This window comes from Methylomonas sp. HW2-6, assembly GCF_052474525.1.
Map to the genome: position 1 here is coordinate 3,976,180 of NZ_CP184124.1, position 17,890 is coordinate 3,994,069.

Sequence of the window (17,890 nt, forward strand, 5' to 3'; positions counted from 1 at the left end):
ATGAAACGGGCCATCGTCTACCTGCACGGTTTCAACTCGGCGTCGCTGGACTTGCAAGGCAACCTATTGACCGCCAAAGAAAAGCTGGCCGTGCTGCAAGCCTTCTGCAACGAACGCGGCGTAATGCTGTACGCGCCGAACCTGGATTACCGCGACTTCCAAGGCCTGATCGAAGACCTGTTGTTCGAATGGAACCAACTGCTCGACCAAGGTTACGACGTGGTGTTCATGGGCTCGTCGATGGGCGGTTTCAGCAGCGAATACCTGGCTTATAAGACCGGCGCCAGAGCGATCATGATCAACCCCGCCGTCAGCCCCAGCACATTGTTGCCGCAGTTCATCGGCGTCACCGCCAATTTCGAAACCGGCGAACCTTACGACTGGCAGCAAAGCCACTGCGACCAATACCCGAAATTCGAGCAAGAACTGGCGGAAAACCGGCAAAAACTGGATTTGACGCTACTGCTGGACCTAGGCGACGAACTGCTGGACTCGGCCGCCACCCGCGACCTGTACCAAACCAAGGCCCGCGTGGTTTGCTTCGAGGCCGGCTCCCACGGATTCGAACATATGCGCGAAGCCTTGGCGCTGGTTGAGCGGGTGTTGTTTGGCGAAGACGAAAACCCTGTTTCCAGGTTGAATTGAACCGTCCCCCCAGTTCATCCAGGCATTCAACTTTATGAAGACGGCATATCTATGGGCTGCAACGTATTCGAAAGTAATGGCTATTTCGTAACCTCACCGTTGTTTAGCGAGAGCGAGTGCCAATCCCTTGAGGCCAATTTGGCCTCGGTCACAATTTCAATGGCTGGCAGCCGTTCGCTGCTTGAAACAGAGTGGTGTGCATCGCTAGCACGCATTCTCAAAACCCATTCATCGCTTACCGATTTCTTGCCGCAAGATTCTGTAGCCGTTCAATGTACCTATTTCGAAAAATCTGTTGATCGAAACTGGTTGGTTGCTCTCCACCAAGATTTAAGTATCCCGGTTTACCAAAAATTAGATCATCCAGCCCTCTCAGGTTGGTCTGAAAAAGAGGGCGGCATCTTCGTGCAACCACCCGCAGAGGTTCTACACGACTTGGTTGCGGTTCGCCTACACGTTGATCAGTGTGCTGCCAACGATGGTCCGCTCAAGGTTGTTCCAGGCTCCCACATTCACGGGCGCCTCAACCTAGAAGAAGCCATATCTCTGCGCACAATAAACGGTGAGCTTATCTGTCCCGTTGCACGGGGCGCAGCGATGTTGATGCGGCCCTTACTCCTACACTCATCGTCCAAGGCTTCCGGGCAAAGCAAACGCCGGGTTTTGCATTTTCTCTTCGCGCCAAAGTCTTTACCTTTCGGGCTGCGGTGGCACCATGCCGTCTAACACTGCGGGCAAAGTCGTGTTCTTCGCTTCCGCCGCCGAACCTACCGCGAGCGGACGACGACAACCGAGCCTTACGACGCCCCCGTCACCAACACCAAAGAATCCCCTTTCTGCTCGATCCGGAAATATTTCAACGTATTCATGCCGACCAGCACTTCGTCCAGATAGCGGTTGATATGGGCGTCCAGGTTGCGCAATTCCAGACTGCCGAGTTTCAGGCTGGCGATGCGGGTTTGATAATCCGTTACCCGGCCGCCGGCGGTTTCGGCTTGCACCGCGCCGCCGACGGGCAAACCGGCAGCACGCGCGTATTTTTCCGGAATCGAGGTTTTGGTGGCGCCGGTATCGATCATGAACGGCATCGGCACGTTATTGATCAACAAGGTGCCGCGAAAATGGCCTTGGCTGTCGGCCTTGATTCGAACTGCGCCTGTACCGCCGACCTCGCCGTCCGCCGTAGCCGACAGCACAATTTCCGGTAACGGGTGGCGGGTAGCGGCCTGTTTTGCCAACAGCGCATCCGCGCCGTACCAAAGTCCGGCCAGGGCAGCCAGCGGCATCAGCAGATACCGCAACGTACCGGCAACTGCGCCGGCCCGATGCGACAGTCTGCTGGCGCGGTTCGCCATCGAGCGGCCGGCTCGCCCGTTTGCGCAGTTGCTCCCGGTAATAATCCCGATCTTCGAATCCCATCGTGTTTACCCTCCGCAGAAACAAAAAAGCCCCCGCCGGTTGGCGGAGGCTTTTGCCGATTATGCCAGGCTATGCCGCCTGGACAGGTCCTGATCTAGCGAATCAATCGTCGCCGCCGAATACGCCCAACAATTGCAGCAAGCTGACGAACAAATTGTAGATCGAGACGTACAACGATACCGTCGCCAAAATGTAGTTGGTTTCGCCGCCGTGGATGATTTCACTGGTTTGGAACAAAATCATGCCAGACATCAACAGGATGAACATGGCCGAAACCGCCAACGACAAGGCCGGTACCGAGAACAGGACCGCGGCCAAACCGGCGAAAAACGCGACCAGCACGCCAACCATCAGGAATCCGGCCATGAAGCTGAAATCCTTACGGGTGGTCAAGGCGTAGCCGGACAAGCCCAAAAAGATCACGCCGGTACCGCCCAACGCGGTCATGATCAATTGGTGGCCGTTGCTGAAAGCGTTGACGTACATGTTCAAAATCGGACCCAGGGTCATGCCCATAAAGCCGGTCAGGGCGAATACCCACACCAAGCCCCAGGCGCTGTTGCTGAACCGGGTGGTCAAAAACAGCAAACCGAAATAGCCCACCATGCTGACGATCATGCCCGGATGCGGCAGATTCAATGCCATGGACAAGCCGGCCGTCGCCGCGCTGAACAACAGCGTCATCGCCAACAACATGTAAGTGTTTCTCAAGACCTTGTTGGTCGCCAGTACACTGGCTTCCGATCGGGTGGTTGCAGTTGATAATCTCATGGTCAATTGTCCTTTGAAAGTTACGAACGAAACTGTGACCGAGCAAATGGGCCGGAGTTTCCCGCCATTGTCGGCGCCGTCTGCTAGTATACCTAAACAAAATGCAGCTACGAGGTTAATTCAAGCATGAGCACGACGCCTTACGACTTGATCGGCGGCGAAACCGGCATCAGACGGCTGGTGGACAAATTTTACTTTTATATGGATATCCTGCCGCAAGCCAAGGGCATCCGGGCGATGCACGCGCCCAATCTGGCTTCCGCGAAAGACAAGCTATTCAAATTCATGTCGGGCTGGCTGGGCGGTCCCAATCTGTTTATCGAAGAATTCGGCCATCCGATGCTGCGCGCCCGCCATTTTCCATTTGCGATCGGCGAAGCGGAACGCGACCAATGGATGCTGTGCATGAACAAGGCCTTGGACGAAATCACGATGGACTCCCGGCTGCGCGAAAACATCCGCACCGCCTTGCAGCAACTGGCCACGCACATGATCAACCAAGAAACCACGGAAAACTGAACGCCATGTCGTTATCCAAACAACTGTTAATTCTGATTTCGGCGCTGTTCCTGATGATTTTCAGCGTCAATTTCGCGCTCAGCGTCAATAACATCAAGGATTATCTGGAAGGCGAAGCCAAGAACCACGCCCAGGATACCGCGACCTCGCTGGGCCTTTCGTTGAGCCCCTACATGGCCAACGACAAGGACCCGGTCATCGAGACCATGATGAAGGCGATTTTCGACATGGGCTATTACAAGGAAATCCGTTTGGTCGACGCCGAGAATAAGGAATTGGTGGCGCTGGTCAGCGACAAGGCGGTGGCAGGCGTGCCGGACTGGTTCATGGATCTGCTGCCGATGACTTCCGCGACCGCAGAAAGCGAGATCAGCTCCGGCTGGAATCTGAGCGGCGTGATCTACGTCACCGTCAATTCCGGCTACGGCTATTTAAAACTGTACGAACAAGCCAAATCCGGCTTTTATTATTCGTTGGCGGCGTTCATCGTTTCGATCGGCCTGCTGGCGCTGACCTTGCGCTTTACGTTAGCGTCGCTGTCGCGGATCGATCAACTGGCCCGGCAGATCAGCGACGGCCGGTTCGAGAGCATTGCCGAACTGCCCTGGACCCGCGAGGTGCGTAACGTGGCGATGTCGATGAACACGATGTCGCAAAAAATCAAAACCACCATCGCCGGCCTACACAACAAGCTGGACAGCATGGGCGCCAGCCTGTTGCGCGACGACCTGACCGGCCTCTACAAAAAGTCGGTGTTCGAGACCGACATCAAGCACCTGGCCTTGGAACAAGCCGAAGCGTTTATCGTGCTGGTTAAAATCGACGGTTTGCTGGAATTGGTCAAAGAACTCGATAGCGATGCCGTCGACCGCTTCATCAAAGCCGTCGCCGCCACCCTGGAACACGTCGCCGCGACAGCTGGTAGCGACGCCGGCAAGGCCTACCGTTTCTACGGCGCCGAATTCGCTCTATTGGTCAAAACCGCAGACCGGCCGCAAATCGAATTGCTGGCTAAAACGCTGAGCAACCGCCTGGGCGAACTGGGCGAGCAATACCAAAAGGCCGATCTGGCCCATATCGGCGTCGTGCCGTTCAATCCGCTGACTACCAGCGAAAGCATGTTGGAAGCCGCCCACGAAGCCTACGAACAAGCCCATTTGATCGGCGCCAACAGTTATTTCATCCGCAGCAGCGACAATTTCGCCCGCGACATCGCCACCTGGAAGGAACTGGTGTTCGATTGCGTGGACAACACCGCTTATTCGATCTGGTACATCGGCCCGATCCACGGTATGAAACACGGCGAGCTGATGATGGAGGAAGCCTTCATTCAGGTCCACGACCGACAAGGCGAACTGGTGGCGATCGGCCCGTTCATTTCGATTGCCGAAAAGTTCGCCAAAATCGTCGATCTGGACAAAGGCGTGATCGGTATGGTGATCGACCATATTCTGCATAACCACGTCGAGCATGCGATTGCCGTCAACGTTTCGACCCGCACCATCAAGAACAGCGACTTCCGGGTCTGGTTGGAAAAACTGATTCAGCGCAATGCCGGGGCGGCCAAATATCTGGTGTTCAGCTTGTCGGCCTATGCGGTGGTCAAGGACATCGAGGCTTACAAGGCCTTTATCGAGGTGGTGCACCAATGCGGCGCCAGAGTCATGATCAAACGCTTCGAAACCCAATCGATGTCGGCCGAGTTGATCAAACAACTGAAACCGGACTACATCCGGCTGGCGCGGGATATCGGCAACGGCATCGCCGACTCGCAGCAAACCCACGCTTTCGTGCAAACCATTGCCGAAATGGCGGCTTTGCTGGATATTTCGGTGCTGGCCGAAAACGTGCAAGCCGATTCCGATTTTGCCGCCCTGCGCGGCATAGGCATCGCCGGTGCCAGCCGTTAACACCGGCCGCTCTCACCTCGCCGCTCTCGCCGTTTTTGCCGTCAGCCTATGCTGCGGCATCGCCCTGGCCGGCAGCCTGTTTTTCGATGAAGGATTGCTGGACAAAGTCGGCAACAAATACGGCGCAGCAGCCCGGCAGCGCTTCGTCGATTGGCAAAACCTGATCGAAACCGGCAAAGATTGGTCGGATACCGAGAAATTGCGCAGGGTCAACGATTTCTTCAATCGCAATGTCGAGTTTGTCGACGACATTATGCTGTGGAACAAAATCGACTATTGGGCAACGCCGACCGAGTTTCTGGCCAAGGGGGCCGGCGATTGCGAGGATTACTCGATCGCCAAATATTTCACGCTGGTGGAAATGGGCGTCGACGAAAGCAAACTGCGCATCACTTACGTCAAGGCCTTGGAACTGAACCAGGCCCACATGGTGCTGACCTATTTCGAATCGATGCGCTCGCCGCCGCTGGTGCTGGATAATCTGAAACCGGCAATTCTGCCGGCGACGCAACGCAGCGACCTGCAGCCGGTCTACAGCTTCAACGGTACCGGTTTATGGCTTGCCAAAAGCCGGGGTTCCGGGCAACATGTCGGCGGTTCGGACCGGTTAAGCCTGTGGACAGAACTCAAGTCTAGAATGTTGGAATCGCCTTTTTGAACGCCCCAAGTTATACCCTGCGCCGCAGTAGCCGCGCCAAACATACCCGTATCGTGGTCAAAGCCGGCCAAATTGAAGTGGTAGCCCCGCCCAAGGTTTCGGAACGCAACATTCACAGCTTCGTGCTGGCGCAACGGGACTGGATCGAGTCGGCGTTGCGTCGGGTCGCCGCCAAAACCCGCGAGGTACCGACGCTGGCGCCGGCCAGTTACCGCGACGGTGTGGCCATTCCCTATCTCGGCCGGCAGCTGCCGCTACGCATTGAAACCAGCCACAACAAAACCCCGCGTTTGGATTTGCGCGACGACGCCTGGTTTTGCGCCAAATTGCCGGCCGGCATCGCATCCGACCAGCATTCCGAACTGGTCCGCCAAGCCTTGATCCGCTGGATGAAAAGCCAGGCCCGCCAGCAGGCGCAGCACTTCATAGACATTCACGCGCCGCGCCACGGCTTGTACCCGCGCAGCATCCGCATCAAAACCCAGAAAAGCCGCTGGGGCAGTTGCGGCCCGGACAACGACATCAACCTGAATTGGCTGTTGCTGCTGGCACCGCCGGCGGCTTTGGAATACGTGGTGGTTCACGAGTTGTGCCATATCCGCCACAGAAACCACTCCGCCGCGTTTTGGGCGTTGGTGGCCGAACATGTGCCGGATTACCGCCAGCGCCGCTTGTGGTTGAAGCAGCACGGCGCCAGCTTGATGCGGGGTTTGTGATGCCGAAAAAGGAATGGGCGTTTTACCTGTTCGCCGCGCTGTTTATTTTCGGCGGCCAATTTCTGGCGCATCGGGATTTAGTCACCGGCACGCCGCCGTCGATTACGCAAACCGCGCTGAACGGCGAAGCCGCCTTGCAGGCGCTCGGCAAGCGGCCGGCCTTGATTTATTTCTGGGCGGAATGGTGCGGGGTCTGCCGTAGCATGCAAAATTCGGTGACGCAGGTCGGCAAAGATCATCCGCTGGCGACCGTCGCAATACGGTCCGGCGACGACGCCAAACTGCAAAGCTATCTGCAGGACAAGAATTTGAATTGGCCGGTCGTCAACGACAACGGCGGCGAAATTGGCCAGCGTTACGGCGTCAAAGCCGTGCCGGCCCTGTTTTTCACCGACCGGAACGGCAGCATCGTATTCGCCACGGCCGGTTATACCTCGGAATGGGGCATCAGAGCCCGTTTGTGGCTGGCGGGACTGTTCTAAGCCGTAACCGCAGACCTTAGGAAAAATTACCCAGCGCCGACAGCTCGCGTTCCAGCAGTTCGCTGTCGCCCAGATTCAACTCCACCAGACGCCGTAATAAGGAAATGCTGTCGATATCGATATGCGCACAGCGGAATCCGGCCAGATTGCCTTCCGTATGCGTTGCCACGATTTCCATCCGAATCACGGCTTCCGGCGACAATTCGAATTTCAGCTCGTAAGACTGGTCGCTGATCTCGGCCAGCGGCGCAGACAGTTCCAGTAAACAGCCGCGCAACGACAAATCGACAATCTTGCAACTCTGAGACTGGCCGCCGGTCGCTGCCACTTGGGCGTCGGCATGATAGAAAATTCGGTGAAAGCGGCGTTTTTCTTCGGTTTTTTCGCTCATGCGCTTAATCCAGGAAAAATTGCATGGAAGTATGGTCGACCACGACCACGTCGTTGTTTTGCAAATGCACGGTACGATCGCCCAAAGGCTCATTGTTCACCGCAAGCCCGTCGTGACCCTGCAAGGCCGACAAATAGTAGCCGTCCTTGCGCCGGGCGATGACGACAATGCCAGCCCCCTCGTGACCGAGCCGGGTCATGGCTTTTTTTAAAGGCAAGATACGGCCGATATGGACTCCGTTCAGAACTTGCAGGCTGGCGTCGGGCGTTTTTACCGTTTCCTCGAGTTTTTCGTTCAAGGCCTGAAGATCGGCATCGGTCGAATTCCCCAACGAACTGACCAGCACTGTTTCCGGAAACTCGTCTATCGTGTGGTACACGATGTAATGTTTGCCGATGTTGATGATGTCGTTGTTTTGCAAATGACATTCCTTGGTCGGCTGATTGTTCACCACCAGCGGAAACTTCTCGTTCATTTGCTTCATCACGCAACTGCCGTTTTTGATCACGACCACGGCATGCGCCGGCGCCACCGCCAAGCTATCCACCACCAAATCGTTGGTTTCGTCACGGCCGATACGGACGATGCCGGAATCAAAAACGCCTGTGTGGATTGCTTTATCTTTGAAGTAAACGGTAAATTTCGCCATCGCTGTTGGTTGGTAATTCCCTGCGCCCGGCTAGTAGTATAGCCACTAAAGCCAAGCTTGCAGATTAATCGAGATTAATTTCAAGTATCGACCAAACCGCGCCCGCTAGCGGAAATTACTACTAGGCCTGCAATCGAGTAAGCGGGTAAAGTTTCTGACGCCATCGCCGTACTGGTTTAGACTTTAGCGTAAACAGCCATCCGCAACGACCATGAATTCCACGACCGACGCCGCCTGTTTTGCCCAAGACATTTACATCGCCAGCCTCGACGAAGGTAACGGCAAAACGCTGGTGATGCTGGCGATGATGGAAATGCTGTCCGGCCTGGCCGACAATATCGGCTTCTTCCGGCCGATTATCCACAGCACGCCGGATAAAGACGATTTAATCCAGTTCATCAGCCACCGCTACCCGGTCAACGTACCGCACACCGCGATGTACGGCTGTACCAGCGCCGAAGCCCGCGAATTGCTGGCCAGCGAACAATACGACGAACTGGTCAAAACCATTCTCGGCAAATTCCGGGCCTTGAAGCGGCAATGCCTGCACGTACTGTGCGTCGGCTCCGATTACAGCCACGGCAATGCGGTATTCGAATTCGACTTCAACGCCGACGTCGCCAATAACCTGGGTTGCTTGATCATGCCGGTGATTCAAGGCCAAAACCGCAGTAACGAACAACTGCTGAGCAGCATCGCCAGTTTGAAACACTCCTTGCACGAGAACGATTGCGAGCTGCTGGCCAGCGTCGTGATGGGCGTAGCCGGTAACCAATTGGCCGGCCTGCGCCACGACCTGAACTCTGCCAAGGATTTCCCGATTTACCTGGTCCCGGCCGCAGCCTCGTTGGAAAAACCCAGCGTCGGCAACATCGCCAAAGCCCTGGGCGCTAGAGTACTGTGCGGCGAGGCCGCGACGATGAGTCGCGAAGTCTACCACTACAAGGTTGCGGCGATGCTGATTCCGGATTTTCTGGATTACGTCGAAACCGGCGATCTGATCATCACCCCGGGCGATCGTTCCGACATCCTGCTGGCCAGCATCATGGCCTACAGTTCGGCCAGCTATCCGCAGATCGCCGGCTTGATTCTGACCGGCCACCAGCAACCGCCGCCGCAAGTGCAAAAACTGATCGACGGCCTGGGCGGCATCCCGTTCGCAGTGCTGGCGGTCGATTCCGATACCTTTACCACCGCGATGCAAGTCAGCCAGGTACCGGCCAGCTTGCATTCGCAGGATGAGCGCAAGATCGCCGCGGCCTTGGGCCTGATCGAAAGCAACATCAACATGGTCGAGCTGCGGCTGCGGTTGTGCAGCAAAGTCGGCCACAAAACCACGCCGCTGATGTTCGAATACGACATGCTGCAACGGGCCAAAGCCCGCAAGCAACACATCGTGCTGCCGGAAGGCAACGAGGAGCGGATTCTATTAGCCGCCGAAATTCTGCTGTTACGTGACGTGGCTAAAATCACGCTGCTGGGCAATGAGAGCGAGATTCGGCAAAAAATCCAGAGCATGGCGTTAAAGCTCGATGCGGTCAACATCATCGACCCGGCCAGCTCCGAACTGCGGCCGTTGTTTGCCGAAACCTATTACCAGGCGCGCAAACACAAATGCATCTTGTACGACACCGCTTACGACTTGATGGCCGACCCCAGCTATTTCGGCACCTTGATGATTCATCTGGGTTACGCCGACGGCATGGTCTCCGGCGCGGTGCATTCCACCCAACACACGATCCGGCCGGCCTTCGAGATTATTAAAACCAAACCCGGTGCGTCCATCGTCTCCAGCATCTTTTTCATGTGTCTGGAGGACCGGGTACTGGTCTACGGCGACTGCGCGGTGATTCCCAATCCGGACGCCGCGCAACTGGCGGACATCGCGATCAACGCCGCCGAAACCGCGCGCATATTCAATATCGAACCGCGCATCGCAATGCTGTCATACTCGACCGGCGAATCCGGTAAGGGCGAAGCGGTGGACAAGGTGCGCGAAGCGGTGAAAATCGCCAAGGCATTACGCCCGGATTTGCTGCTGGAAGGCCCGATGCAATATGACGCCGCCGTGGACGCGAGCGTCGCCAAAACCAAATTGCCGGACAGCCAGGTCGCCGGCCGCGCCACGGTATTCATCTTCCCGGACTTGAATACCGGCAACAATACCTACAAAGCGGTGCAGCGCTCGTCCGGCGCGATTGCGGTCGGCCCGATTCTGCAAGGCCTGAACAAGCCGGTCAATGACCTGAGCCGGGGCTGCACCGTCACCGACATCGTCAACACCGTGATTATCACGGCAATTCAGGCTCAGGAGGGCGGTAAATCATGTCCATAATTCGCAGCTGTTTTGCCCTGTTGCTGGCGTTGGCCGCCCCCCTGGCCGAAGCGGAAACCCGAGTCGCCGTGCTCGATTTCGAGTTAAAAGACCTGACGTTGGCGCCCGGCATCCCGGCCGAAATCGCCCGCACCGCCTCGATCAAGCCGTTACTGGCCAAGGAGTTACAATCGGCCGGTTACCAAATCGTCGAGATTCCGGCCGAATCGAGGAAAGCGGCGGACAGCGGCGTCGGTTACTTGTTCGACCACGCCGACGCCGCGGCGACCCTGGGCAAGGGCTTCGATGCCGATTACATTGTGGTCGGTCGCCTGCATAAGCCCAGCTTTCTGTTCGCCTACCTGATGGCGCATCTGATACGGGTAAGCGATGGCCGTTTGATCGGCGATTACATCACCGAATCCAAAGGCCCGAATGTCGGTCTGACCGGCAAAGCGGTAGAGAGCTTGACCTTGAAAATCGACCGGGATTTGGATAAGCGCTACTCGCCGCCTCCGCCGCAAAAACGGGTGATCGACTCCAAATGAAAATTCTGGTTCTAAACGCCGGCAGTTCGTCGCTGAAATACAGCCTGTTCGACATGGCCGGGCAAACCGCATTGCTAAGCGGCTTGATCGAGCGCATCGGCGAAGCCGGCGCCAGCCACCGCTTCCGGATCGGCGCATCCGATCCGCAGCAACAGTCATTGAACTGCGAGCATCACCGTGACGCGTTGCAGACTTTGTTCGGCCTGTTAACCGAAACGGTACTGCCGGACTTGAGGCAACTGGCCGCCGTCGGCCACCGCGTCGTCCACGGCGGCGAATTTTTCCGCGAACCGGCATTGATCGACCGTCAGGTCATCGCCCACATCACAGCGGCCAGTCCGTTGGCACCGCTGCACAATCCCGCCAACCTGCTGGGAATCGAAGCAACCTTGCAGCTATTGGACACGGTGCCGCAAGTTGCGGTGTTCGATACCGCCTTTCACCAGACGCTGCCGGACTACGCCTACCGCTACCCCTTACCCGGCCGTTTGTACACCGAGTACGGCGTGCGCCGCTACGGCTTCCACGGCACCTCGCACGCCTACGTTGCCAAGCAGGCGGCCCATTTCCTGGGTAAACCATTGGCCGACACTCACCTGATTACCTTGCACCTGGGCAACGGCGCCAGCGTTGCCGCAATTGCCGGTGGCATCAGCGCCGATACCTCGATGGGCATGACGCCGTTGGAAGGCTTGATGATGGGCAGCCGCTGCGGCGACATCGACCCGGCCATCGCCTTTTATCTGGCACGCACGCTGGGCATGGAACTGGATGCGATCGACCAGCTTTACAACAAAGCCAGCGGTTGCCTCGGCGTTTGCGGCGAAAACGACATGCGGGCGATCCATGCCAACGCCGAAGCGGGCGACGACTCGGCCAAGCTGGCATTGGCGATGTACGCCTACCGCATCAAGAAATACATTGGCGCCTATTGCGCAGTGCTGGGCCGGGTCGATGCGCTGGTATTCACCGGCGGCATCGGCGAGAACGACGCCTGGCTGCGCCAGACTTGCTGCGCCGGCCTGGCGGCCCTAGGCATCGCCGTCGACCCGGCGCTGAACGCCGCGCCAGCCAAACCCGCCGCAATCGTCAGTCCACCGGACTCCGAGATTGCGGTCATGGTGATCGCGACCAACGAAGAGCTGGAAATCGCCATGCAAACGGCGGAGTGTGTGGCGAAATCAGCCAATACCCCGACCGTGGCCGTTCAATCGCCAGCCTCCGCGGCGCCGATAACGGAATGAAATTGCATAGCCGGACTGCGTAGACAGCGCCGACCTGATCTGCCTGAAGCGCCGGCAGCATACAGACTCAAGCTTCGCAGCAAGTGGCTTTGTTATAGTGTTGCAAAATCAATGGCAACACTATAACATTTTTGACCCGCTTTCCTGGTCCAACTCTGGTTATGAATAAATTGTCGCCCTTTCTGTTGCTGCTACCCGCCAGCCTGCTGCACGCAGAAACCCAAACGGACAACAAGCTGGACGAAATTATCGTCACGGCACCGCTGCCGGTCAGCAAAGCCGATGCCGTTTCTCCGGTCACCGTGTTGAGCGACGACGAATTGCGTCTGAAAACCGGTCACAGCATCGGCGATACATTGAAAAACGAGTTGGGCATTTCCAGCCAATCCTTCGGCCCCGGCGTCGGTACACCAGTCATACGTGGCCAGGCCGGCCCTCGGGTGCGGGTATTGAGTAACGGCATTGGCGCCAACGACGTCTCGGCCATCAGCCCGGACCACGCCACCAGCGTCGAACCTCTGCTGGCCGAACGCATTGAAGTCTTGCGCGGCCCGGCGACCTTGCTTTACGGCAGCGGCGCGATCGGCGGCGTGGTCAACGTCATCGACAACCGGATTCCGGGCAGGGCGTTCGATAAAGCTTTGAACGCGGCACTTGAACAACGCTTCGACTCGACCAGCGACGAAACCAGCACCACGATGAAGGTCGAAGGCAGCAAGGATCACATCGCCTACCACGTGGACGGCTTTTATCGCCACCGCAACAACATGGACATTGGCGGCCAAGCCATCGATACCGCCAAAATCGCCCTCAACGATGCGGAGCTGGCCGAGGAAATCGTCGACAACCCGCGCGGCTATTTAAACAACACCGGCGCCGAAGCCATCAGCGGTTCGGCCGGCTTGTCCTGGATCGACGACTTCGGCTTCGCCGGGGTATCGATCAACAATCTGAACAACAACTACGGTGTCGCCCCGGACGGTACCGGCGAGGAAATCGTGCGGATTGCGATGCGGCAGAATAAGTACGACTTCAAAAGCGAGATTGTTAAGCCGTTCGCCTTTGCCAAAGCCTTGCGTACCCGGCTGGGTTATACCGACTACGAACACTATGAAATCGCCAACGGCGAGGTCGGCGCCCATTTCAGCAACCAAAGCTACGAAGGCCGACTGGAACTGGCCCACGAAGATATTGGGCCGTTGCGCGGCGTGGTCGGTTTTCAAGCCCAGTCCAGCGACTTTCTCGGCCTGCACATGCACGGCCACGAACACGCCGGCGGCGAGCCGGAAATCGAAGCCATCGTCCCCCGCTCGAACATCCAGAGTTACGGCGTATTTGCCGTGGAATCCTTCGATGCCGGCCCGGTCACTTACCAGTTGGGCACACGGGTCGAACAAACCGACATTCGCCCGGACAGCATGGACGGCTTCAGCTACACGCCAGTCAGTGCCTCGGCGTCGGCACTCTGGAAATTGGACCCGCACAACAGTTTCAATCTGGCCGTGACCCGATCCTCCCGGGCACCGCAAGTGCAGGAATTGCTTTCCGACGGCTTCCACCACGCCACCCGAAGCTGGGAGCGCGGCAGCACCGCCTTGAAAGAGGAAACTTCGTATAACCTGGACTTGGGCTATCGCTTCAAGGCAGACTGGATGCGAGCGGAGTTGGATTTGTTCCACAACTGGGCCAGCGATTACATCTACCAGCGCCGCACCGGCGAATTCCTCGACGAAGAGGGCGACAGCGACCACTGTGGTACCGAACACTGCGTACCGGTCCTGCAAAGCAGCCAACAGGACGCCATTTTCAAAGGCTACGAAGCCAAGCTGATTTTCCCGATGCTGGAAAACCATTTCGGCCTGCTGGAACTGACTTTGTTCAGCGATTACACCCGCGGCCAATTCGTGAATGGCGGCGACGTGCCGCGCATGCCGCCGCTGCGTTACGGCCTGCAGCTGGACTACAACCGGGACAAACTGTCCAGCTACCTGCGCCTGACTCGGGCCGACGACCAAGCCCATGTCGGCGAGTTCGAGACCTCGACTGCCGGTTACTATCTGCTCAATGTCGGCGTCAATTACCAGATCAAAGCCGCCAGCGACGCCAAACTGATGGTGTTCGCCAAAGGCAACAACCTGCTGGACCAAAACATCCGCAACGCCACTTCGTACCTGCGCAATTTCGCGCCGGAAGCGGGACGCGGCGCCGAAGTTGGGTTTCGGTTGAGCTATTAAACCCAAGCCCGTTAACAAAGGCGCGCCGGAAAACGCGCCTTTTTTTGAAATTCCAATTGTTATAATATAACATCTACACCCATGACACCGAATCCATCCGCCGCATCCAAATTACCTGTCACCGTGTTGTCCGGCTTTCTCGGCGCCGGCAAAACCACGCTGCTGAATCATATTCTCAATAACCGCGAAAACCGGCGGGTGGCGGTGATCGTCAACGACATGAGCGAAGTCAACATCGACGCCGCGCTGGTCAAAAACGAGGTGCAACTGAATCGTGGCCAGGAAAAACTGGTCGAAATGAGCAACGGGTGTATTTGCTGCACCCTGCGAGAGGACTTGCTGATCGAGGTCGGCAATCTGGCTAGGGACGGCCACTTTGATTATCTGGTGATCGAATCCACCGGCATCGCCGAGCCGCTGCCGATCGCCGAAACCTTCACCTTTCGCGACGAAACCGGCGCCAGCCTGGCCGACATCGCCCGACTGGATACCATGGTAACCGTGGTAGACGCGGTCAACTTCATGCGCAACTACCAGGAAGCCCTGAGTCTGAAGGAAGCCGGCGAGGCTTTGGGCGAAGACGACGAGCGCAATGTCGCCGACCTGCTGGTCGATCAAATCGAATTCGCCAACGTGATCCTGATTTCCAAGATCGATCTGATCAGCAGTGACGAAATCGTCAACCTCAAGGCCATCTTGCACAGCCTGAATCCCGACGCCGAAATCGTGCCGATAGTCATGGGTCAAGTCAACCTCGGCAAAGTATTGAATACCGGGCTATTCGATTTTGAAAAAGCCGAACAGGCACCCGGCTGGCTCAAGGAATTGCGCGGCGAGCATGTTCCCGAGACGGAAGAATACGGCATCAGCAGCTTTGTCTACGCTGCCCGCCGCCCTTTCCACCCAACACGCTTCTACCGGCATTTGCACGAAGGCGAGTGGGAAAACGGCACCCTACTGCGCTCCAAAGGCTTTTTTTGGCTGGCTTCCAGACCCGAGCACGCCGGCAACTGGTCGCAAGCCGGCGGCATCATGCGCCACGGTCTGGCCGGACGCTGGTGGGCGTCGGTGCCGGAGGATCAATGGCCGGAAGAGTACCTGGAAGACATTCGCGAACATTGGCAAGAACCCTATGGCGATTGCCGCCAGGAGCTGGTGTTCATCGGCCAAAACGTCGATGCCGAACAAGTCTGTCGCGAACTCGATGCCTGCCTGCTAAACGACGCGGAATTGGCGGCAGGACCGACGGCTTGGCGCCAATACTCAGACCCGTTTCCGCTTTGGTTCGCGGAATGACGCGCAACCTAACGGTTCCACCCGCCGGCGATGCAATTCGTTTTGCCGGCCTACTTTTTGGACTTTTGCCTTGGAGGGCAATACCATGAAAAAAAACCAGCTGTTATCGGTCGCCCTGATTGGCATGGGGTTGACTGTATCCGCTCAGTCTCAAGCTCACGAAAGCGGTCTGGCCGGCTATTACATCGGCATCGACGGCAGAGCTGGCATCACCTCGGGTACTTACAACGGTCTTGCCAATCCCAATTACGGCAATCTGACCTTGCTGTTAAACCACGGCGACCACTACCACGGCATCGGCGCCTACGCATACAGTGGCCCGGCAGGATCGCCAACGACCAACGACACCAATACCAACAACCGCGTTCCGGAAATTTCCTCGCTGGATGCGCCATTGGCGCTGAATTGGGGCAGCGGCAGCCTGTATAGCGGCAAACTTACGTCCCAAAACAATTCGTCGGAAGACTACGGTAACCTGACCTTCGCCAAGGTAGACAGTTTGGCCGGACACGAAACCGGCAGCGAAGAACAAATCCTGTTCAGCAGCAGCGGCAACCGCTGGTCGACCTTGTTGGGCAATACTGCTATCGGCTTGCAACTGATTTCCGCCACCGCCGGTTTGTTCGTCGGCGACCACCAAACCGCCAATCTGTTTGCCAACGGCGACACCATCAGCCTGGATAGCTTTCTCGACGATGGCTTCGCGCCGATCTTCTGGACTGCCGCCAACGTTCCGGCCGGCACCTATACGGCGGAATTTCGTCTGGTCGGCCTGAATGACGCCAGCATCAATTCCGGCCGTTTCTATTTCGACTTCGCCCCGGTAGCAGTGCCGGTGCCGGCGGCAGCCTGGCTGTTCGGCTCCGGCCTGATCGGATTGCTGGGATTGAAACGCAAAGCTACGCCGCTGTCGGCATAGTCCCGATGCAACGCCGTGTTAGCTTGCCCAAGGGTGAGATTACGGCGTCGGCCAGCAGCGGCAGCCGATTCTCCTGTTCGCTTGCTGGCACCGACTTGCCGCCGTCGCATCGCGACGGCGGCATTCTCGGCTGATTATCTCGACACGCGATGGATTAGAACATGGTCGATACCGACACTTACCTGCATCTAATTGGGCTGGAAGTGCTGGCCATCCTGGGCATAACCATGGCTTTGCAGAGTGAAAAAACGGCGAAACGGGCACTATCCGGCGCATTTTTGCTCGTGCTCGGCATCCTGTTAGCCCATTTTGTTTCACATATCCTGCCCGACCGTTTCGCTCATTTCGTCTACGGCACGCATCGCGAATACCGATCCTTACCGCGCCAGGAGTAACGCCGCCATGACTATTTATCTCGCCACCATCGCCGCCAGTCTCGCCGTCAGCTTGTGCTCGTTGTCCAGCGCCTTCGCGCTATGGCTGCCCGCGGAAACCTTAAAACGCATCGTACCGTTTCTGGTAGCGCTGGCGGTCGGCGTGTTGCTCGGCGACGCCTTCATTCATCTGATTCCGGATGCGGTCGCCCGCCACGGCTCGGTCAGCGACGTGTGTTTGACCGTGCTGGTCGGCGTGTTCGGCTTTTTCGTGCTGGAAAAACTGGTGCGCTGGCGCCACGACCACAACGTCGATACCCGGCCCGGCGCCGAGATTTTACCGCTGGCGAAAATGAACCTGATCGGCGACGCCATCCACAATTTCGTGGACGGCATTTTGATCGCCGGCAGCTTTTTAGCCGACCCGATATTGGGATGGACCACCACGCTGGCCATCGTCGCCCACGAAGTGCCGCAGGAACTGGGCGACGTCGGCGCTTTGTTGCGCGGCGGCTACCGGCCCCGGCAAGCGGTGTTGTACAACTTTTACTGCTCGCTGAGCGTGTTGCCGGGCGCCTTGTTCACCCTGCTGCTCAGCCAAGTCGCCGAATCGTCCTTGCTGGTGCTGTTGCCGGTGGCCGCCGGCGGCTTTATCTACATCGCCGCTTCGGATCTGATCCCGGTGTTGCACGAGCGTTCCAGCTTCCGCCATCTCGGCGGCCAAAGCGCCTCGTTCGCGCTCGGCATCGCCTTCATGCAAGGCATCGTCCTGTTCGAACAATCCCTGTTAACCCCTTAAGG

At 57.5% G+C, this 17,890-nt stretch carries 20 protein-coding genes; 16 read left to right on the forward strand and 4 right to left on the reverse strand.

What is annotated here, in order from left to right; genetic code table 11:
* A complete protein-coding gene (locus tag ACH518_RS19025) occupies nucleotides 1-645 on the forward strand; it encodes a YqiA/YcfP family alpha/beta fold hydrolase (protein ID WP_445371228.1) in 645 nt (214 codons plus the stop codon).
* A 51-nt stretch (nucleotides 646-696) separates the two neighbouring features.
* Nucleotides 697-1,371, forward strand: coding sequence for a phytanoyl-CoA dioxygenase family protein (locus ACH518_RS19030; protein WP_445371229.1), 675 nt, complete (start codon nucleotides 697-699; stop codon nucleotides 1,369-1,371).
* Nucleotides 1,372-1,442: 71 nt separating this feature from the next.
* Here the strand turns inward: ACH518_RS19030 and ACH518_RS19035 are convergent, their stop codons facing one another.
* Nucleotides 1,443-2,000 (reverse strand): retropepsin-like aspartic protease family protein, encoded by a 558-nt coding sequence (locus ACH518_RS19035; protein ID WP_445371230.1) that lies wholly within the window; start codon nucleotides 1,998-2,000, stop codon nucleotides 1,443-1,445.
* A 166-nt stretch (nucleotides 2,001-2,166) separates the two neighbouring features.
* Nucleotides 2,167-2,835, reverse strand: a complete 669-nt coding sequence (locus tag ACH518_RS19040; protein WP_278211184.1) for a Bax inhibitor-1/YccA family protein — start codon at nucleotides 2,833-2,835, stop codon at nucleotides 2,167-2,169.
* Nucleotides 2,836-2,961: 126 nt separating this feature from the next.
* Between ACH518_RS19040 and ACH518_RS19045 the strand changes: the two genes are divergently transcribed.
* Genes ACH518_RS19045 through ACH518_RS19065 form a run of 5 tightly spaced genes read left to right on the forward strand, consistent with a single transcriptional unit; the run spans nucleotide 2,962 to nucleotide 7,120 of the window.
* Nucleotides 2,962-3,354, forward strand: a complete 393-nt coding sequence (locus ACH518_RS19045; protein WP_445371231.1) for a group II truncated hemoglobin — start codon at nucleotides 2,962-2,964, stop codon at nucleotides 3,352-3,354.
* Between the two features lie 5 nt (nucleotides 3,355-3,359).
* On the forward strand, nucleotides 3,360-5,264 hold the full coding sequence (locus ACH518_RS19050; RefSeq protein WP_445371232.1) for a bifunctional diguanylate cyclase/phosphodiesterase: 1,905 nt from the start codon (nucleotides 3,360-3,362) through the stop codon (nucleotides 5,262-5,264).
* Entirely contained in the window at nucleotides 5,251-5,922 is a 672-nt protein-coding gene (locus tag ACH518_RS19055; protein ID WP_445371233.1) for a transglutaminase-like cysteine peptidase, read from the forward strand. Before ACH518_RS19050 ends, ACH518_RS19055 begins: the two co-directional genes overlap by 14 nt.
* Complete coding sequence (locus tag ACH518_RS19060) at nucleotides 5,919-6,638, forward strand: M48 family metallopeptidase (RefSeq protein WP_445371234.1); 720 nt, start codon at nucleotides 5,919-5,921, stop codon at nucleotides 6,636-6,638. The genes ACH518_RS19055 and ACH518_RS19060 overlap by 4 nt, the downstream gene beginning before the upstream one ends.
* Nucleotides 6,638-7,120, forward strand: a complete 483-nt coding sequence (locus ACH518_RS19065) for a protein disulfide oxidoreductase (protein WP_278211177.1) — start codon at nucleotides 6,638-6,640, stop codon at nucleotides 7,118-7,120. Before ACH518_RS19060 ends, ACH518_RS19065 begins: the two co-directional genes overlap by 1 nt.
* Nucleotides 7,121-7,136: 16 nt before the next feature.
* Here ACH518_RS19065 and ACH518_RS19070 read toward each other — a convergent pair whose 3' ends face one another.
* Together ACH518_RS19070 and ACH518_RS19075 are read right to left on the reverse strand one after the other, a co-directional pair.
* Nucleotides 7,137-7,511, reverse strand: a complete 375-nt coding sequence (locus tag ACH518_RS19070) for a PilZ domain-containing protein (RefSeq protein ID WP_445371235.1) — start codon at nucleotides 7,509-7,511, stop codon at nucleotides 7,137-7,139.
* A 4-nt stretch (nucleotides 7,512-7,515) separates the two neighbouring features.
* Nucleotides 7,516-8,160 carry an FHA domain-containing protein gene (locus tag ACH518_RS19075; RefSeq protein WP_140911070.1) on the reverse strand — a complete coding sequence of 215 codons (645 nt, stop codon included), beginning with the start codon at nucleotides 8,158-8,160 and terminating at the stop codon, nucleotides 7,516-7,518.
* A 211-nt stretch (nucleotides 8,161-8,371) separates the two neighbouring features.
* On the opposite strand from ACH518_RS19075, the gene pta reads away from it, so the two are divergent.
* The 9 genes from pta (at nucleotide 8,372) to ACH518_RS19120 (ending at nucleotide 17,888) form a co-directional block, all read left to right on the forward strand.
* Nucleotides 8,372-10,495 (forward strand): phosphate acetyltransferase, encoded by a 2,124-nt coding sequence (pta, locus tag ACH518_RS19080; RefSeq protein WP_445371236.1) that lies wholly within the window; start codon nucleotides 8,372-8,374, stop codon nucleotides 10,493-10,495.
* Entirely contained in the window at nucleotides 10,486-11,022 is a 537-nt protein-coding gene (locus tag ACH518_RS19085) for a DUF2380 domain-containing protein (protein WP_278211174.1), read from the forward strand. Before pta ends, ACH518_RS19085 begins: the two co-directional genes overlap by 10 nt.
* Nucleotides 11,019-12,266: an acetate/propionate family kinase gene (locus ACH518_RS19090; protein ID WP_445371237.1), complete on the forward strand. Its 1,248-nt coding sequence runs from the start codon at nucleotides 11,019-11,021 to the stop codon at nucleotides 12,264-12,266. Before ACH518_RS19085 ends, ACH518_RS19090 begins: the two co-directional genes overlap by 4 nt.
* Nucleotides 12,267-12,427: 161 nt before the next feature.
* A complete protein-coding gene (locus ACH518_RS19095) occupies nucleotides 12,428-14,500 on the forward strand; it encodes a TonB-dependent receptor (protein WP_445371238.1) in 2,073 nt (690 codons plus the stop codon).
* An 81-nt stretch (nucleotides 14,501-14,581) separates the two neighbouring features.
* A complete protein-coding gene (gene zigA, locus ACH518_RS19100; protein ID WP_445371239.1) occupies nucleotides 14,582-15,796 on the forward strand; it encodes a zinc metallochaperone GTPase ZigA in 1,215 nt (404 codons plus the stop codon).
* An 85-nt stretch (nucleotides 15,797-15,881) separates the two neighbouring features.
* Entirely contained in the window at nucleotides 15,882-16,715 is an 834-nt protein-coding gene (locus ACH518_RS19105; RefSeq protein WP_445371240.1) for an all3515 family Zur-repressed PEP-CTERM protein, read from the forward strand.
* A 5-nt stretch (nucleotides 16,716-16,720) separates the two neighbouring features.
* On the forward strand, nucleotides 16,721-16,849 hold the full coding sequence (locus tag ACH518_RS19110; RefSeq protein WP_445371241.1) for a hypothetical protein: 129 nt from the start codon (nucleotides 16,721-16,723) through the stop codon (nucleotides 16,847-16,849).
* 27 nt (nucleotides 16,850-16,876) lie between these two features.
* Entirely contained in the window at nucleotides 16,877-17,110 is a 234-nt protein-coding gene (locus tag ACH518_RS19115; protein WP_278211167.1) for a hypothetical protein, read from the forward strand.
* Nucleotides 17,111-17,117: 7 nt separating this feature from the next.
* Nucleotides 17,118-17,888 (forward strand): ZIP family metal transporter, encoded by a 771-nt coding sequence (locus ACH518_RS19120; RefSeq protein WP_278211166.1) that lies wholly within the window; start codon nucleotides 17,118-17,120, stop codon nucleotides 17,886-17,888.
* Nucleotides 17,889-17,890: the final 2 nt, after the last annotated feature.

Coding starts and splice junctions, on each gene's coding strand:
- ACH518_RS19025 (WP_445371228.1), top strand. CDS start 1: ATGAAACGGGCCATCGTCTACCTGCACGGTTTCAACTCGGCGTCGCTG.
- ACH518_RS19030 (WP_445371229.1), top strand. CDS start 697: ATGGGCTGCAACGTATTCGAAAGTAATGGCTATTTCGTAACCTCACCG.
- ACH518_RS19035 (WP_445371230.1), bottom strand. CDS start 2,000: ATGGCGAACCGCGCCAGCAGACTGTCGCATCGGGCCGGCGCAGTTGCC.
- ACH518_RS19040 (WP_278211184.1), bottom strand. CDS start 2,835: ATGAGATTATCAACTGCAACCACCCGATCGGAAGCCAGTGTACTGGCG.
- ACH518_RS19045 (WP_445371231.1), top strand. CDS start 2,962: ATGAGCACGACGCCTTACGACTTGATCGGCGGCGAAACCGGCATCAGA.
- ACH518_RS19050 (WP_445371232.1), top strand. CDS start 3,360: ATGTCGTTATCCAAACAACTGTTAATTCTGATTTCGGCGCTGTTCCTG.
- ACH518_RS19065 (WP_278211177.1), top strand. CDS start 6,638: ATGCCGAAAAAGGAATGGGCGTTTTACCTGTTCGCCGCGCTGTTTATT.
- ACH518_RS19070 (WP_445371235.1), bottom strand. CDS start 7,511: ATGAGCGAAAAAACCGAAGAAAAACGCCGCTTTCACCGAATTTTCTAT.
- ACH518_RS19075 (WP_140911070.1), bottom strand. CDS start 8,160: ATGGCGAAATTTACCGTTTACTTCAAAGATAAAGCAATCCACACAGGC.
- pta (WP_445371236.1), top strand. CDS start 8,372: ATGAATTCCACGACCGACGCCGCCTGTTTTGCCCAAGACATTTACATC.
- ACH518_RS19085 (WP_278211174.1), top strand. CDS start 10,486: ATGTCCATAATTCGCAGCTGTTTTGCCCTGTTGCTGGCGTTGGCCGCC.
- ACH518_RS19090 (WP_445371237.1), top strand. CDS start 11,019: ATGAAAATTCTGGTTCTAAACGCCGGCAGTTCGTCGCTGAAATACAGC.
- ACH518_RS19095 (WP_445371238.1), top strand. CDS start 12,428: ATGAATAAATTGTCGCCCTTTCTGTTGCTGCTACCCGCCAGCCTGCTG.
- zigA (WP_445371239.1), top strand. CDS start 14,582: ATGACACCGAATCCATCCGCCGCATCCAAATTACCTGTCACCGTGTTG.
- ACH518_RS19105 (WP_445371240.1), top strand. CDS start 15,882: ATGAAAAAAAACCAGCTGTTATCGGTCGCCCTGATTGGCATGGGGTTG.
- ACH518_RS19110 (WP_445371241.1), top strand. CDS start 16,721: ATGCAACGCCGTGTTAGCTTGCCCAAGGGTGAGATTACGGCGTCGGCC.
- ACH518_RS19115 (WP_278211167.1), top strand. CDS start 16,877: ATGGTCGATACCGACACTTACCTGCATCTAATTGGGCTGGAAGTGCTG.
- ACH518_RS19120 (WP_278211166.1), top strand. CDS start 17,118: ATGACTATTTATCTCGCCACCATCGCCGCCAGTCTCGCCGTCAGCTTG.